At 68.2% G+C, this 15,198-nt stretch carries 10 protein-coding genes and 1 pseudogene; 9 read left to right on the plus strand and 2 right to left on the minus strand.

The window, feature by feature from the left end:
* Positions 1–63: 63 nt before the first annotated feature.
* Complete coding sequence (locus ACIHCQ_RS20730; RefSeq protein WP_399664048.1) at positions 64–222, minus strand: hypothetical protein; 159 nt, start codon at positions 220–222, stop codon at positions 64–66.
* A 483-nt stretch (positions 223–705) separates the two neighbouring features.
* Here ACIHCQ_RS20730 and ACIHCQ_RS20735 point away from each other — a divergent pair, with 483 nt between their 5' ends.
* From ACIHCQ_RS20735 to ACIHCQ_RS20755, 5 genes are all read left to right on the plus strand, one after another.
* Positions 706–1,542, plus strand: a complete 837-nt coding sequence (locus ACIHCQ_RS20735) for an alpha/beta fold hydrolase (RefSeq protein WP_399664050.1) — start codon at positions 706–708, stop codon at positions 1,540–1,542.
* A 1,106-nt stretch (positions 1,543–2,648) separates the two neighbouring features.
* A complete protein-coding gene (locus ACIHCQ_RS20740) occupies positions 2,649–5,387 on the plus strand; it encodes an AAA family ATPase (RefSeq protein WP_399664052.1) in 2,739 nt (912 codons plus the stop codon).
* A 115-nt stretch (positions 5,388–5,502) separates the two neighbouring features.
* A complete protein-coding gene (locus ACIHCQ_RS20745) occupies positions 5,503–6,513 on the plus strand; it encodes an alpha/beta hydrolase (RefSeq protein WP_399664054.1) in 1,011 nt (336 codons plus the stop codon).
* Between the two features lie 173 nt (positions 6,514–6,686).
* On the plus strand, positions 6,687–7,655 hold the full coding sequence (locus ACIHCQ_RS20750; protein ID WP_399664056.1) for an alpha/beta hydrolase: 969 nt from the start codon (positions 6,687–6,689) through the stop codon (positions 7,653–7,655).
* A 94-nt stretch (positions 7,656–7,749) separates the two neighbouring features.
* The gene (locus ACIHCQ_RS20755; RefSeq protein WP_399664058.1) at positions 7,750–8,856 is read left to right on the plus strand and encodes a helix-turn-helix domain-containing protein; all 1,107 of its coding nucleotides are present in this window, start codon (positions 7,750–7,752) and stop codon (positions 8,854–8,856) included.
* Positions 8,857–9,729: 873 nt separating this feature from the next.
* Here ACIHCQ_RS20755 and ACIHCQ_RS20760 read toward each other — a convergent pair.
* Positions 9,730–10,788 (minus strand): helix-turn-helix domain-containing protein, encoded by a 1,059-nt coding sequence (locus ACIHCQ_RS20760; protein WP_399664060.1) that lies wholly within the window; start codon positions 10,786–10,788, stop codon positions 9,730–9,732.
* 446 nt (positions 10,789–11,234) lie between these two features.
* Here ACIHCQ_RS20760 and ACIHCQ_RS20765 point away from each other — a divergent pair, with 446 nt between their 5' ends.
* From ACIHCQ_RS20765 to ACIHCQ_RS20780, 4 genes and pseudogenes are all read left to right on the plus strand, one after another.
* The gene (locus ACIHCQ_RS20765; RefSeq protein WP_399664062.1) at positions 11,235–12,488 is read left to right on the plus strand and encodes a PucR family transcriptional regulator; all 1,254 of its coding nucleotides are present in this window, start codon (positions 11,235–11,237) and stop codon (positions 12,486–12,488) included.
* 210 nt (positions 12,489–12,698) lie between these two features.
* Positions 12,699–13,538, plus strand: a complete 840-nt coding sequence (locus tag ACIHCQ_RS20770) for an alpha/beta fold hydrolase (RefSeq protein ID WP_399664064.1) — start codon at positions 12,699–12,701, stop codon at positions 13,536–13,538.
* 103 nt (positions 13,539–13,641) lie between these two features.
* A complete protein-coding gene (locus tag ACIHCQ_RS20775) occupies positions 13,642–14,595 on the plus strand; it encodes a helix-turn-helix domain-containing protein (protein WP_399664066.1) in 954 nt (317 codons plus the stop codon).
* 237 nt (positions 14,596–14,832) lie between these two features.
* Positions 14,833–14,967, plus strand: a pseudogene (locus tag ACIHCQ_RS20780) (transposase); the annotation flags it as partial.
* Positions 14,968–15,198: the final 231 nt, after the last annotated feature.

Raw genomic sequence — 15,198 nt, forward strand, 5'->3', positions numbered from 1 at the left:
GTCCTCAACCTTTCCTTTGGTTGATATGTCAACTGCAATCCTGCAACACGCTGCGGAACGTCTCTATTCCGTCGCGCCGAGCCTGTCCGAGCCGCTCACTTCCTGTCCCGCCGGGGCGGTGATCACGAACGCGCCGCACCCGACGGGCGCGTCCGTGAGGTTGAAGAGCACCGCATAGTCGGCGACGGACAGCTGGGACTCCGACTGCGGACGACGGGACAACGACCACTGAGCCTCTCTCGCATCCGCGCGAAGCCATGCCAGGCATCCTGTCCACCGGGATGCGTTGCGGCATCTCATCCATACGCCCGAGGGCGCATCCGGACGGCGACAACCGCAGCGCGCCGACGGGCAGTCCTCCCCCCATGGATGGAACACCAAGCGCGGCCGGTGATGGCGCCTTGCCTGTCGGCGCACCACTTGCGGCCTGTCCGCGCCTGCTGGAAGGCGCGGCGAGGGGCGCCTTCGAAGGCATTGCGCAGCAGCGTGCCGGGGCATGTCCCCCTCATGGCACTTCCAGGCAAGAAGCGGTGCGCTCGCGGACAACAGGCGGCGGGACGTTCTCCCTAGGGTGATGTCATCCCGTGCCGCGCATGCCCGGACGTCGGAGGCCGAGGGGCCGATGCCGTCCGCACCGCGCCCTCCCTCATCGAGAGGGAGCGTGGTCCTGCGCGCGCCAGCCACTCCGGACGAAGGAATGATCCCTTGCCGTACATCACCGTGGGTCAGGAGAACTCCACCACCATCGACCTCTACTACGAGGACCACGGAACCGGGCAGCCGGTCGTCCTCATCCATGGCTTCCCGCTCGACGGCCACTCCTGGGAACGGCAGAGCGCCGTGCTGCTCGACGCGGGCTACCGCGTGATCACCTACGACCGCCGCGGCTTCGGACAGTCCAGCCAGCCGACGACCGGCTACGACTACGACACCTTCGCGGCCGACCTGAACACCGTGATGGAAACCCTCGACCTGCAGGACGCCGTCCTGGTCGGCTTCTCGATGGGCACGGGTGAGGTCGCCCGGTACGTGTCCGCCTACGGCTCCGCCCGGATCTCCAAGGTCGCCTTCCTGGCCTCGCTGGAACCCTGCCTGCTCAAGACCGACGACAACCCGGACGGGGTCGCCCCGAAGGAGTTCTTCGACGGCGTGGTCGCGGCCGTCAAGGCGGACCGCTACGCGTACTACACGGACTTCTACAAGAACTTCTACAACCTGGACGAGAACCTCGGCACCAGGATCAGCGAGGAAGCGGTCCGCAACAGCTGGAACGTCGCAGCGAGCGGCGGCTTCTTCGCCGCCTCCGCCGCACCATCGACCTGGTACACCGACTTCCGTGCCGACATCCCGGCCATCGACGTGCCGGCCCTGATCCTGCACGGCACGGGCGACCGGATCCTGCCCGTCGAGGGAACCGCGCGGCCGTTCCACAAGGCGCTCCCGTCCGCCGACTACGTAGAGATCGAGGGCGCCCCGCACGGCCTGCTGTGGACCCACGCGGAGGAGGTCAACACCGCGCTCCTCGCCTTCCTGGGGAAGTAACCCAACACCACAGGGCTCCCCGTCGGCCTGCGGACCGAGGTCGCCGTCGTGATCGCCAAAGAAGCGGATCACGACGGCGCTCCCTGGTTCCGCGGCCGCGGAACCGGGGCATCGCCGCTTTGGGCACATGTCCGGCCTCGGGCCTATTCGAGCAGGCGCCTTACCTGCTGAACGGCGCGTGGTCGGCCCGCAGTCGGCCACCGCTGCGGTGATGGGCGTCGGCTGTACGAGAAGAGCCGGGCACCTGCGCTTCGGTATCGGGAGGATGTCTGCGTACTCCTCAACACGCTGCGCGCCGTCCGACGGCCCGGCACCAACACGTTGGGGCAGTGTCTGAACGGCCAGGGTTCCGCGGTCTTGCACCTGATCTGCGAGCATGTCCGGGTTGCCGCGTACAAAGTCCGGTTCACCGGCAACGACGCCGCCCACGGCGACCTTCCAGACACCCCTTACGGCCCCGACGGCCGCTGGCCCCCATACCTTGAGAGCCGCAGTCCTCGGGTGCGCGCATTGGCTGGCCCGACCCCGCCCTCTTCGACGCGACCGAACGCCTCCCGTCCGCGTGCGTGGCCGTCACGAAGCAGAAGCTGAAGCTGAAGAAGCGAGGCAACGAGAAGTTCGTACGCCTCGAGGAGTACGCCAGCAGGGAAGTGGATTCCTGGCCGGCGTCGTCGCCGAGACGGCCAACCTGGTTCCCCCTACAGCGCCCCGCCCCTCCGAACTGCGCGTTCAGACCATCCGCTCGTTCGGATTCCGCAAGACTTGACCGCCCCTCACCTCTCATCCACGCCAAGATGCCCTTCCTGGGACACCTGTGGTGGCACGACAGGGACGGCTTCCCTCCTGGCGTCGCCGACGTCATCGGTTTCACACCGAAGCGCATGTGGCGGACATCACGAACCGGCCAGGCCGGATGCGGCGGATGGCAAGATGGGCAAAACCTGCCTTACGCGCTGCGGCAGGCAGGTGTACATGCGGCAGGGAGAACATCGTGGCCGGACCGCTCAAGGATGTTCTCCGGATACGTCGTGGGGGCGTCGTAGCCGAGGCCCGGCATGAAAAGTAGTCACAGTCCCCTGCGCCAATACGAACCTGATGGTTCCCTGGTGGGCAGGGAGGGGGAGATCGCTCGCCTCCTGGAGATCGTCGAGGGCCGCGGTGAACCGCGGATGCTGCTGCTCGGCGAGGCCGGCACGGGCAAGCCGAGGCTGCTGGCGGTCGCCGGCAACCACGCGCGGGCCAGCGGAACGCTCGTCCTGGCGTCCCAGGGCATCGAGGCCGAGTCGCGGCAGTCGTTCGCGTCCCTGCACCAGTTGCTCCTCCCCGTTCTGGCCGACGTCGCCACGCTGGCCGACCATCTGCGCACGGCACTTGAGACGGCGTTCGGCATCGCTCCGGCCGAGGGGCCGTCCGACCCCATGCTGCTGCGTGTGGCGGTCCTGACGCTGCTGGCCGAGGTCTCCCGCCGGCAGCGCGTCCTGGTGACCGTCGACGACGTCCAGCACTTCGACCGGGACTCCCTCGACGTGCTCGGTTTCGTGATGCGCCGCGTCACGGCACAGGACGTGCCGGTGCTGCTGACCGCACGCGGGCAGACGACCCCCGCCGGGGTTCCGGCAGACCTGCCCACCGTGCTGTTGGGGCCGCTGACCGAACAGGCCGCGGCCGAACTCGTGGACACCCAGCTGCAGGTGCCCACCGGCCGGACGCGGAGCGAACTGCTGCGGCAGGCCGGGGGAAACCCGCTGGCCATCATCGAACTGTGCCGCGCGGCCGGAGCGGGCGGCGCGGGCGTACTGCCCGGCGGCGGACTGCCGCAGACGGAGCGCATCCAGGAGCTGTACGCCGCCCGGCTGCGCGACCTGCCGGAGACGACCCGGCGGCTGATCCTTTACGCCGCGGCGTCGCAGTACGAGGACCTCGACACGATCATGGCGGCCGCGGGCGCCGGGCCGGATCTCCGGGCGTGGGCCTCGGCCGAAGAGGCCAGCCTCGTGACCATCATGGACGGGCGGGTGGTCTTCCGGCATCCGCTGGCACGCGCGGGTTCCTATCAGGCGGCGCCGACCTATCTGCGGCAGCAGGCGCACCGGGACCTGGCGGCCGTTCTCACGGCCGATCCGGCCCCCCGCGCCTGGCACCTGGCCGCCGCATGCGTCGGCCACGACGAGTCCGTGGCGGCGGCCCTGGAAGACACTGCCGAACTCGCCGAGCGGCGCGGCGGCTTCTACGCGGCGGCCCAGGCGCTGCAACGGTCCGCCGAGTGCAGCCCCGCCACCGCCGACCGGGCGCGCCGGTACGCGAAGGCGCTGAGATCCGCCCAGAACGCCGGCGACCCCTCGTGGGTCGGCGAGCTGTACGACAAGGTCACCGCGCTGACCGAGGACCGGGACGTGCTGGGCATGGCGGCCTGTGGGGCGGGCATAGCCCTGTCGCTGTCCGGTCACCAGCGGCAGGGGTTCCAGGTGCTGATGAGCGCGCTGGAGCCGGATCCGCCCACGGACGGCGTGACGGTGGTCGCTCTGGCCGCCGTGCTCGGGGCAGTCGCGTTCCAGTCGGGCCTGCCCGAGGTCAGGCGCCCGATCGCCGCTCTGCTGGATGGGGTCGAGGCCGACAACCGCGACACCGCCTACGCCGAGTTGACGACGACCGAAGCCTCCGCCGCGGTGCGGGCCTCGACCCTGGCCGGGGCCGATCCGACCGACGCCACCGAGTTGCTGCGGGGCATCCGCCGACGGCCGGGCGCGCCGGAGCCGTCGACCAGCGTCGCGGAGATGACCCGGGCCCTCGGGATCGGCTCGGTGGCCTGGTACGCCGACGAGTCCGACCTGTGCGTGGAGACCTTCCGCCAGGTGTACGCCATGCTCAGCGCGTACGGTGCCATGGGCTCCGCCGCCCCCACGCTCACAGCGATGGCCGCAGCGCTGATCGACACCGGCCGGTGGGCGGACGCCGACGAGCATCTGGAGACGACCGCGACGCTGGCGGCGGTGCACAAGTGGAGGCATCTGCAGATCGACGTCGAGGCGCTGCGGGCGACCCTGCGGGCCCTGCGCGGCGAGTCCACCGGCATGACGGCGGACCCGGCCTGGACGGCGGTCGGCCTGGAGGAGAACCGCGCCACCCACGCACGCATCCTGCGGGCCGCCGGTACCGCTGCCGCGGCGGCCGGCGACTTCGACGGCGCGTTCCGGCAGTTCCGGTCGCTGTTCGATGACGACGGCACGCCGCGGCACTATTTCCTGTCCCCCCGGTCGGTCGCCGACCTCGCCGCGGCCGCCCAGCGAACGGGCCGTCAGGAGGAGGCGGCGCACATCCTCGCGGTGGTGCGCGCCGCGATGGGACCGCGGCCGACGACCCGGATGACGCTGCTGATGCACCACGCCGCCGCGCTGACCGGCGACCCGAAGGACGCCGAACACCACTTCCGTCTCGCCACGGTGAACCCGACGGGCGATCAGTGGCCGCTCGCCCGGGCCCAGGCAAGGCTCCACTACGCGCAGTGGCTGCGCAGACGGCGGCGCCCCCTGAACGCCCGCCCGCTTCTGGCCACCGCGCTCGAGTCGTTCACCCGGCTCGGCGCGTCCGGCCTGGCCGAGGAGGCCCGTGTGGAGCTGCGGGCCAGCGGCGTGGCCACCTCACCCGCCCAGGCCGATCCACTGGCGGAGTTGACCGCACAGCAGCGCGAGATCGTACGGCTGGCGGCACGAGGTCTTCGCAACCGGGAGATCGCCGAGCAGCTGATGCTGTCCCCGCGTACGGTCAGCTCCCACCTCTACAACGTGTATCCGAAGCTGGGTGTCAGCAGCCGGAACCAGCTTCGCGATCTGTTCGACGATCTGTGATCCCCATCGCGAGTCGCACCACAGGGCCACTCCCACGGTGTCAGCGCAGCCCCTTTGGGTAGCGGCGATACCGGTGACCATCCGGCGGACAACCGCTCGTGACGATGGAGGAAAAGTGAGCCGTTTGAGTTCCGAGCCCGGAAGGGGCCGCGACGGGCCAGAACGCCCTGCCGTCGTCCTCGATCCCCTCGTACAACGGCTCGTCGACGCCTCTGTGGCACCGCCCTACCTGCACCAGCTCGGTCCGGCCGACGGACGTCAGGCACTGCTGGAGATCCAAGGGCACACGTTCGACGACCTGGGCCTGGACGCCGAGTTCCTGGTGGCGCCGGTGGGCCCGCGCGGGCTCGTCGGCTTCTGGTTGTTCCGGCCGACCGGCCCGGCGGCGACGAGCCCCCTTCCCCTGGTCGTGTACCTGCATGGCGGCCGGTGGATGCTGGGCGACGCCCGGACCCACGCGCGAATGATCGGCGAGCTGGCCACCGCGAGTGCCGCCGCCTTCGTGGTACCCGAGTACACCCGCACCCCGGAGGCCCGCTACCCGGTCGCGCTGGAGGAGTCGTACGCGGTCCTGACCTCGGTGGTCGAGCAGGCCGACGCCCTGGATCTGGACGGCGGCAGGCTGGCGCTGGCCGGCGACTGCGCCGGCGCGACCATGGCCACGGCGCTCACCATGATGGCCAAGCAGCGTGGCGGCCCCCGTATCAGCGCACAACTGCTGTACTACCCGATGACCGACCCGGGCTCCGCCACCCCCTCGCGGGACCAGTTCGATTCTGGCTACCTCCTGACGAGTGAGGCTCTGGACTCGTACTGGCACGAGTACACCGACGACGCGGGCGAGCTCGCCGAGCCCACGGCCTCGCCGCTGCGGGCAACCACGGCGGACCTCGCGGGACTGCCTTCCGCCCTCATCGTGACGGCGGAGGCGGACGTCGTACGGGATGAGGGCGAGCAGTACGCCCGCCGGCTGCGGCAGGCCGGAGTCCCGGTGATCGCCGCCCGCTACCTGGGGACAGTGCACGACTTCGCATCCCTGATTTCTCTGCAGGACAGCCCGCCGACGCTGGCGGCGATCCGGCAGGGCGGCCACTTCCTCAGGGATGCTCTCGCCGACCGGCGCTGACCGACCAGTTCAACGGGACCGTGCGGACGGTGGATGAGGCGACCTGTCCGTGCTGCCCCGCTGCCGTCGGAGACGGACAGTCAACATACTGATGCGTGCGGAGCAGGCTGCTTGCGAGGGTGAGGGACGTAAGGCCGCCTTCGGCGGCACGTCCCGCACAGCAAGAGGGCAGCATGTCCACCGTCCCCCCAGTTCTTGAGGCGGCCGCGCAGGCCTTCGCCGACGCGACCGCGCACCCTCCGTTCCTGTATGACCTGGGCCCGGTCGAAGGACGAAAGGTCCTGGACAGTGTCCAGGAGGGCGACGTCCCGGTGCCGGACGCGGAGGTGGAGGATCTGACGATCGCGGGCGGCCCGTCGGGCAAGGTCTCGATCCGCGTCTTCCGCTTGGCCGGTGCCCAGGGCCCCCAGCCCGTGGTCCTGTATCTCCACGGCGCCGGCTGGGTCTTCGGCAATGCCCACACCCATGACCGGCTCGTGCGCGAGCTCACCGTACGCGCACAGGCCGCGACGGTCTTCGTCAACTACAGCCTCTCGCCCGAAGCGAAGTACCCCACGGCCCTTGAAGAGACCTACGCCACGCTGCTGTGGATCTCGAAGGAGGGAGCCGCCCACGGGCTCGACCCGGACCGCGTCGCGGTGGTGGGCGACTCTGTTGGCGGCAACATGGCCGCAGCCACCACTCTTCTGGCCAAGCAGCGTGGAGGCCCCAAGCTCGCGGCGCAGCTGCTGTACTACCCCATCACCGACGCACGTTTCGACACCGATTCCTACGAGCGGTTCGCGAGCGGCTACTTCCTCAGCCGCGACGGGATGAAGTGGTTCTGGGACCAGTACACGACCGATCCGGCCGAGCGCGCGCAGATCACGGCCTCCCCCCTGCGAGCGAGCCTGGACGAACTGGGCGGGCTGCCGCAGGCGCTGATCATCATGGCCGAGGCGGACGTCCTGCGCGACGAGGGCGAAGCGTATGCCGCCAAGCTGCGCGCCGCGGGCGTGCCGACAACGGCTGTGCGCTATCAGGGCGTCATCCATGACTTCGTCGTGCTCAACGCGATGAGGGACACCTGCGCCGCCCGGGCGGCGACCCAGCAGGGCGGCGACTTCCTCTACGACGCGCTGCACTCCTGCTGTCCGGCCTGACGTCCGGCATCAAAACCTCTCGGCGAAATGACGCCGAAGCGGAAAGTCCGCCTCGCACAACGTTCAGACAGCACACGACCGAAGGGCGGACCTTATGTCGCTGTATTCATCGAGACCAAAGCCCGGGCCGCTCTCGGCAACCCTCCGCGCCGGCGGAAAAGAGGCGGATCTCCTGACGCCTGGGGCACCGGTCCGAAAGGAGGGAAGCGTCCCCGGCAGCTTCTACACCACGGACGCGCTGCCCATCCACCGCAGACGGGCGTACTGGCGCGAAGCCCTGGCCCAGACGTTCGGCGCCGTGGACATGGCCGTACCCGACGAGGTGTACTCCGGCACGATCCGTACGACACCGCTCGGCCGGCTCCAGGCCGTCGCCGTGGACGGCGACTACCTGTCCGTACTGCGCACCCGCCGAGTCGTCGCGCAGAGCCATGCAGAGGCGCACGTGGTCGTCAAACTTTTGGAAAGAGGAGTCGCCCGACTCGAACAGGACGGCCGCGAAGCTCTCCTGGGGCCGGGAGACATCTTCGTCTACGACACGGCGCGCGCCCTCCGGCTGAACTTTCCCCAGGCCTTCCGGACCAAGTCCCTCGTCCTGCCGCGAGACGTTCTGGGCCTCAGTGAGTCCGAAATGACACGTGCCACGGCGTCACCGCTCGGCTCTCACACGCCTCTGGGCGGGCTGCTGTCGCCCTTCCTGGCCGGGCTCGTGGACGGTGCGGGAACCTTCCCGCACCGCACCAGCGAACTGATGGCCCATAACGTCGTGGACCTGCTTGGCGTGCTGGCCGACCAGTTGCTCGGCCGGACCAGCGAGGACACGCGCGGAGCGAACCGGGCGCTGCTGCTGCGGATCCAAGCGTTCATCGACCGTCATCTCGAGGACCCCGACCTGACACCGCATGCCATCGCCCGAGACCACCGCATATCCCTGCGCTATCTACACAAACTGTTCGAGACCGAAGACGCCACTGTCGGCCGGTGGATCCAGCGGCGCCGTCTGGAGGAGTGCCGGCGCGAACTGGCGCGCCACGGGAATGGCCGCACGATCTCCGCAGTGGCGCACCGATGGGGTTTCACCAGCGCCGCACATTTCAGCCGGGTGTTCCGGGCCGCCTACGGGATGTCACCCCGGGACTGGCGCGACACCAAAGGCTCGGCGCCGTACACCCCGTCACTCATGCGGGCCATCGGAGCCTGAAACCGGTGCGACAAGAGGCAACTACCACGGGGTTTTAGGGCCCGTCCCCCGATGTCCGATGAGGACGGACAGAAGGAAACCCGGCAGAGGGGGCGAGCACGGTGCGAACGACACTGACTCACGAACACGACATCCAGTCTCACGCTGCCGGCACAGCAGGGCCCCGGAGGCGTACCGGGTCGTCTTCGGCGGTTGATTTGGGCGCGATCCAATCCCGGACCCTTGCCGGAGCGAATCGCTTCACAGACCCAGTCCCGTCGACATTCCGCTCTCGGGAGACCGCCCTGTGCGGCACTCTTCTGAGTGCTCCGTGCCACTACGTGCTGGTCGAAGGGTAAACAGTGGTCAATAGCGGACCCCATATTCCCAGGTGAGACGCCATGTCGCCGTTCCAGAGCTGGGTGATTCCAAGCTCAAAGCGCGAGTTCGATTCTCGTCACCCGCTCCATACGAAAGCCCCAGGTCAGCAACCCGGGGCTTCTTCGTTGTCTAGACCATTTTCGGTTCGCCCAGCCCTCTACCAGCCCTAACCTACTGACGCGAGTCGCGATTCGTTGAGCTCCAGCACCCGCTCAACGGGCATCGAACTCCATTCGACAGGGCCCGGCTACGTCACCTCACGGCGGTGCCCGATGCAGGCACCGAAGTCACCGAAGCCGCCGAAGCAGCGCAGGACGAGGCGGTACGCGGGACGGGCCTGCCAGTGGCCACACCTGCCCCGGCGCTCCAGCACGGCGGCCTCTGCGGTGGGCTCGCGGATCGAATGCTGCCTTCACAGCCGACAGTCTCTGGCAGGTGAGGCATTCGTGACACCGCTGTGTGTACTAGGCGCACGTCGTCGGTGCCTGCCGGCTGTCAGCCGGGGAGGTTTGGTCACAGATCGTCGGGCGGGGACAGGAGTTGGCCTTGCTGGGAGAGTCTCCGCCATTGACTGGGGGCGGTGCCGTAGGTCTGGCGGAAGCGGCGGGAGAAGAAGGCGGGGTTGGCGAAGCCCCAACTGCGGGCGATGGCGTCGATCGTGCGGTGCGAGTGTCCGGGGGCTGCGAGGTCGCTGCGGGCGCCCTCGAGCCGGCGGCGGATGATCCACTTTTCAAGACTGAGCCCGCCGTCTTCGCACAGCCGGTACAACGTCCGCATGGACGTGTTGTGTGCCCAGGCAATCCTTTGAGGGGTGAGGTCGGGTTCCCGCAGATGGGCGCGGGCGTAGGCCAGGACACGGGTGAGGAGGGTTTCCCTTGCGACTGCCCGGCGGGTGGGGTCGTCGCCGGCGACGGACACCACCCACGCTCGGACGAGTTCCACGGTGGCGGAGGCAAGGGCATCGGCTTCGGGGCCCATGTTGATCTCGTCGGCAATGCGGTGCACGCCGTGAACGTGGTTGATCAGCAGCCGTCCGATGGGGCTGTGTTCGAGCATCGGGATGGACGTGCGGATCGTCTCTACGGGCAGGCTGAGGCGTTCGGTGTCGAACATCAGAGCCAGCGCGCTGCCGAGGCCGGACCACCAGTAATCGTACCCGGCAGGCATGTGTTGCATGGTCGCGCTGTTTGGGCCGATGCGCTGCCGATGGTCGGTCCATGCGAAACCGCCGACTCCCTGGCGAAGAATATTGATCGCGACGGTGTCCATCGCATCGCGCCGCGCCTGCCGGAGCGAGCGGGAGACGCGCATCCCTGTGCCCTGGGTATGGAAGAGCGTTAGCGGGCCGATTTGCCAGAGTTCGAGTCGTTTCCAGACCGTGCCCTCGGTCTCCTCCTCCTGGACGGAGGAGATGCCGCCCTCGCCGGCGGCCACCGCTTGGAAGGCTGCGATCCTGTCACCGACTGGAAAATCGCTTGTGTCGAGGACAAGCACGATGCCTCCCATGCCGGGCAGCGCCCGGTCGTAGGGCGCCAGTGCCCGCCGTGTGAAGCTTTCCGGGCAAAGATGCATGTATGCAACACGGGCATGTGTACACGTCTCCTATGGCTCGCGATGCGGCAGGTGCGCGGGTCGCGCGGCCGGGGCCGTGGCCGTGGCACACAGGGGACAGGCCCCGGCAGGCAGGGTAAAGTCGACCGGTGGTGCCCGTGCCACGCTCCCGCACAACAACTACAGCAATCCCCTCTTCGCCCCGACACGGCACTGGGCGGACTACTGCCGCCCTTCCTCCTCGGGCTCGTGGACACCGTGGCAACCTACGCGCCACACCCCAGCGAGCCGATGGCCCGTGCCTCACATTTCAGCCGGGCTTTCCGGGCCGCCTACGCGATGTCCCCGTGAAGGGCGCGACGCCCAGGGCTTGATGTAGTACGCCCAGGCGCCCGCAGGACTCCCCGAGCCCGGTTCTTTCTCGTACCGGCCCGGGCATCGAAAAGAGTCTCAAGAGAGGACTCATCATGACTGGACGGTTCAACCGAGCTCGCGTCGGCAGTGACGCACTGCAGTCGCTGGTCGACGAGCTTGCGGTGGACCTCGGCCGGTCCGTCGTGGTCGACGATCCTCTGGTCCGGCTGATCTGCTCGAGTCAGCACTTCGGCGACGAGGACCAGGTGCGCGTCCGCGGCCTTCTCCACGGCTATGCGGACAGCGAGACAATCCGGTTCATCCTTGCGCAGGGAGTGGCCCAGTGGTCCAGGCCAGGCATGATCAAGGGCCGTGACGACATCGGCCTGCTTCCGCGCTACTGCGTGCCCCTCAGGGAGCGGGGCCATCTCCTCGGCCTGCTGATGGTCATCGACGCGCAGCAGACGCTGACAACGGAGCAGATCGACGCCATCGAGGACGCTTCCCGCGCCATCACGGCTCAGATGTACACGGACTACCTCGCGACCGACGCCGAGGAGACGGCCGCGGAGGAAACGCTGCTCGATCTGCTCAGCACGAGCCCTGCCGGGCGGAGCGCCGCGCGGCAGCGCATGCTCGGCAGCGGTCTGCTCCGCGACGCACCCCATTCCGTGGTCAGCGTCGTCGAGGTGTCCCGGTCCCAGGAGGATCCGCACGCACAGATCCAGGTGGCGCTCCGGGCTGCGGTGGAGCCGTTCCGGCGCACGCGGTCAGCGATTGGAGCCATGGCGGTCGACCAGGAGCGCGCGGTGCTCCTTCAGCTCCGTGACCGGCCGCCGAGCCAGTCGGAACTCACCGAACAGTCCACAGGCATCCTCGACACCCTGGCCACGTTCCTCAGCCCATCGGCGGCGCCCACGGTCGGCGTCGGCGGGCGCCGGACCAACCTGGCCGAAGCGTGGACCTCGTACGAGCAGGCGCTCGTGGCGGCACGGGCGGCCCGCCGGCTGCCCGCTCTGAAGGGCATAGGCGACTGGGAGGAGCTGGGCGAGTTCGCCATCCTGGCGCAGCTCCCGGAGCATGCCCTGAACGAGTCGCTGATTCCGATGCCGCTGCGCGCTCTGGCCCGCAGCAGCGGTGCCGCACGGCTGCGGGAGACGCTTCGCTGCTTCCTGGACTTCGCCGGATCGGTCCCCAGGACCTCGGAGGCATTGCAGATCCACCGGACCTCGTTGTACTACCGGTTGCGACAGATTCAGGACATCACGGGACTCGACCTGGACAATGGCGCCCACCGTCTCGTACTGCACCTCGGCCTGCGGATCGAGGAACTCCTCGCCTCTGAGCACTACGACAGCGGTGCCTGAGCATCCCGGTTCCCCCTGCCTGCCTGCGCTTTTCTACAGAGCGATGAACGCTCACCGGCAGATCACTACGTCACGCGGTGGTGACGGGGCATCCCGGCGATCAACAATGTTCCTACGCGGCTGCCGACGGACAGGGTTCGTGTCACGGCGGCCGCCGAAACGGCAGGCCGGGCCGCTGACCGGGCCGGACATCGAGCCAGGAGAATCGCCATGGGAAACCTGACGACGAACGACGGTACGGAGCTCGTGTACCGCGACAGCGGAGGAGACGGCTTCCCGCTGGTCATGCTCCACGGCTGGGGACAGACGCAGGAGATGTTCCACCACCAGCTCGACGGCCTGTCCCCCGCTCGCCGGGTCATCACGCTGGACCAACGCGGTCACGGCGTGTCCGGCAAGCCGCACCACGGATACCGCATCGCCCGCCTGGCGCACGATGTCCTCGAACTCGTCGACCACTTGGGACTGCAACGTTTCGACGCCCTCGGCTGGTCGATGGGCGTCTCGGTGTGGTGGAGCTTCATCGACCAGTACGGCACCGCCCGGATCCGACGGTTCGTCGCCGTCGACCAGCCGGCGGCCGTCGCGGCCGTACCGTGGATGACGCCCGAGGAACAGCAGGACTCCGGCGCCCTCTTCGATGTGGCAGGCCTTCTCGAACTCGGTGCCGGCCTGGCCGGCCCGGACGGCGAACGCGTGCGCCAGGACTTCGTACGCAGCATGTTCTCCGGTGACCCCGACCCCGAAATGCTCGCCTTCGTCGCCGAGCAGATCACGGCGACGCCCCCTTACGCCGCTGTTCCGCTGCTGTTCGACCACTGTGCGCAGGACTGGCGTGACGTACTTCCCCGGGTGGATGTGCCCACCCTGGTGCTCGGCTGCGACGGAAGCCATGTCAACCCCCGTTCGCAGCAATTCGTCGCCGACAAGATCCCGGACGCACAACTCCACGTCTTCCCGACCGACGTGGCGAGCTCACATTTCCCCTTCCTTGAGAATCCTGCCGCCTTCAATGTCGTGGTCGAGAAGTTCCTGACTGAAAACCCCTGATTCCCAAGAACCGACCGCAGCGACTTCGTTAATCCGGTGAGCAGCACAACCGGTCCGGCCGAGTTCACCACAAACAGCGATTCAAGGCACGGTTGGAGTTCCCATGGTCGAGTCAGTGATGTCAGGCATGCCCAAAACAACGGCACCGCGCCCTCACCACCCCTACCGAGACGTGATCCGGAAGCCGGAGAAACCCGCTGCGGACGCCCTCGGACATCTACAGGTTTCCGTCCTGCGATCTGGTGCCGGACGGGCCGGTGTCCCTGCTCAACTGCCGGCCGAGGACCATGACGAGGCCCTGTACCTGGGATTGCTCGTCGGTGGATCGGTCACCGTGGTCCATGGCGGCGCGGAAGTCGTCCTCGAGCCGGGCGACCTCGTCTTCGGCAATCCGGCCCATTGCCCCTTCCTGCTGTTCGGCGACCACTTCCAGATGACGGTTTTCCGCATTCCCCGGCACCGTCTGGGGGTCGCGGAGTCGGATGTGTGCCGCGTCATCGGTACGCCCGTACCGGGTGGTGAGGGCGTGGGGGCGCTGGTGTCGAACTTCCTGTCCATGCTCACCGCAGATGCCGAGTTCCGCAGTTCCCGCATCGGCGAGCGGCTCGCCCGCAACGCCGTAGATCTCCTCGCCGTGCTCGTGATGGAAATCCTCGGAGAGGAAACAGCCGACAGGTCGAGTGCCGGCACCGCCACGCTTTCGCGCATCCGGAATTTCATTGAAGAGCATCTGACGGTTCAAGATCTATCGCCGGAATCGATCGCTCTCGCCCACCACATCTCCGTGCGGTATTTGCACAAGCTCTTCCAGAGCGAAGGCACGACGGTGAGCCATTGGATACGGCGTCGGAGGCTCGACTCATGCCGCCATGAACTCGGCCGCTCGCCGAACCGGAGGCTCACCGTGGCCGCTGTGGCGCACCGGTGGGGTTTCAGCAGCGCGTCACACTTCAGCCGGGTCTTCCGGGACGCCTACGGAATGTCCCCCAGTGAATGGCAGGCCCTGGCGTCTTCGGAGGCCGGCTCGCCGACACTCAGCGGAAGCGTTGCCGGCTAAGCTTGTCCTACCTTCCTAGCGTGCGTCTGAGGCGGTCATTCGTAGAATCGTCGGGCCCAGGGGTTGCGGGTATGGCTGTCAGCTTGTCGCCGTCTGATGGCTGAAAGAACTTGGCCGCCCGGAACCCCGCGACGACTCGACCGCTCATTGGGATGCGCGACTCGATCGCTGTGTAGGACAACGTCGGCGAGGTCGTCTGCGGGGCTGCTGTTGGACGACCAGCCGGCGGAGGGGACTGTGTCAGAGATCTGGGCCGGGGTGGACATCGGCAAGGAACATCACCACTGCGTGGTGATCGATGCGAAAGGCGAACGCCTCCTGTCGCGGCGGGTCCTGAACGATGAGTCCGCGCTGCTGGAGCTTCTCGACGACGGCCGAATGCGAGTTCAGCCGACGCCGACACCCGCCGGGAGCGGCGCCGAATCCGTCTCGTGCAAGAGATGCCGGCCCTCGTCCCCCGTTGGGTGGAAGGAGCATGCCGCGATCCGTGCCTTCACGCAGTCATCGTCTACTTCAAGGCACGATTCGATGACACATCCGAACCGGGTAGTTGAGCGTATCTACGCGCAGCGATGTTAGGTTGCTGACCTATGGATGAATCCA

This window comes from Streptomyces sp. NPDC052236 (genome assembly GCF_044548015.1).
Classification (GTDB): domain Bacteria; phylum Actinomycetota; class Actinomycetes; order Streptomycetales; family Streptomycetaceae; genus Streptomyces.

Bases quoted from the DNA above. Each gene is read 5' to 3' on its own strand.
- ACIHCQ_RS20770 (WP_399664064.1), top strand. From the start codon at position 12,699: ATGGGAAACCTGACGACGAACGACGGTACGGAGCTCGTGTACCGCGAC.
- ACIHCQ_RS20760 (WP_399664060.1), bottom strand. From the start codon at position 10,788: ATGCATCTTTGCCCGGAAAGCTTCACACGGCGGGCACTGGCGCCCTAC.
- ACIHCQ_RS20755 (WP_399664058.1), top strand. From the start codon at position 7,750: ATGTCGCTGTATTCATCGAGACCAAAGCCCGGGCCGCTCTCGGCAACC.
- ACIHCQ_RS20750 (WP_399664056.1), top strand. From the start codon at position 6,687: ATGTCCACCGTCCCCCCAGTTCTTGAGGCGGCCGCGCAGGCCTTCGCC.
- ACIHCQ_RS20765 (WP_399664062.1), top strand. From the start codon at position 11,235: ATGACTGGACGGTTCAACCGAGCTCGCGTCGGCAGTGACGCACTGCAG.
- ACIHCQ_RS20775 (WP_399664066.1), top strand. From the start codon at position 13,642: ATGGTCGAGTCAGTGATGTCAGGCATGCCCAAAACAACGGCACCGCGC.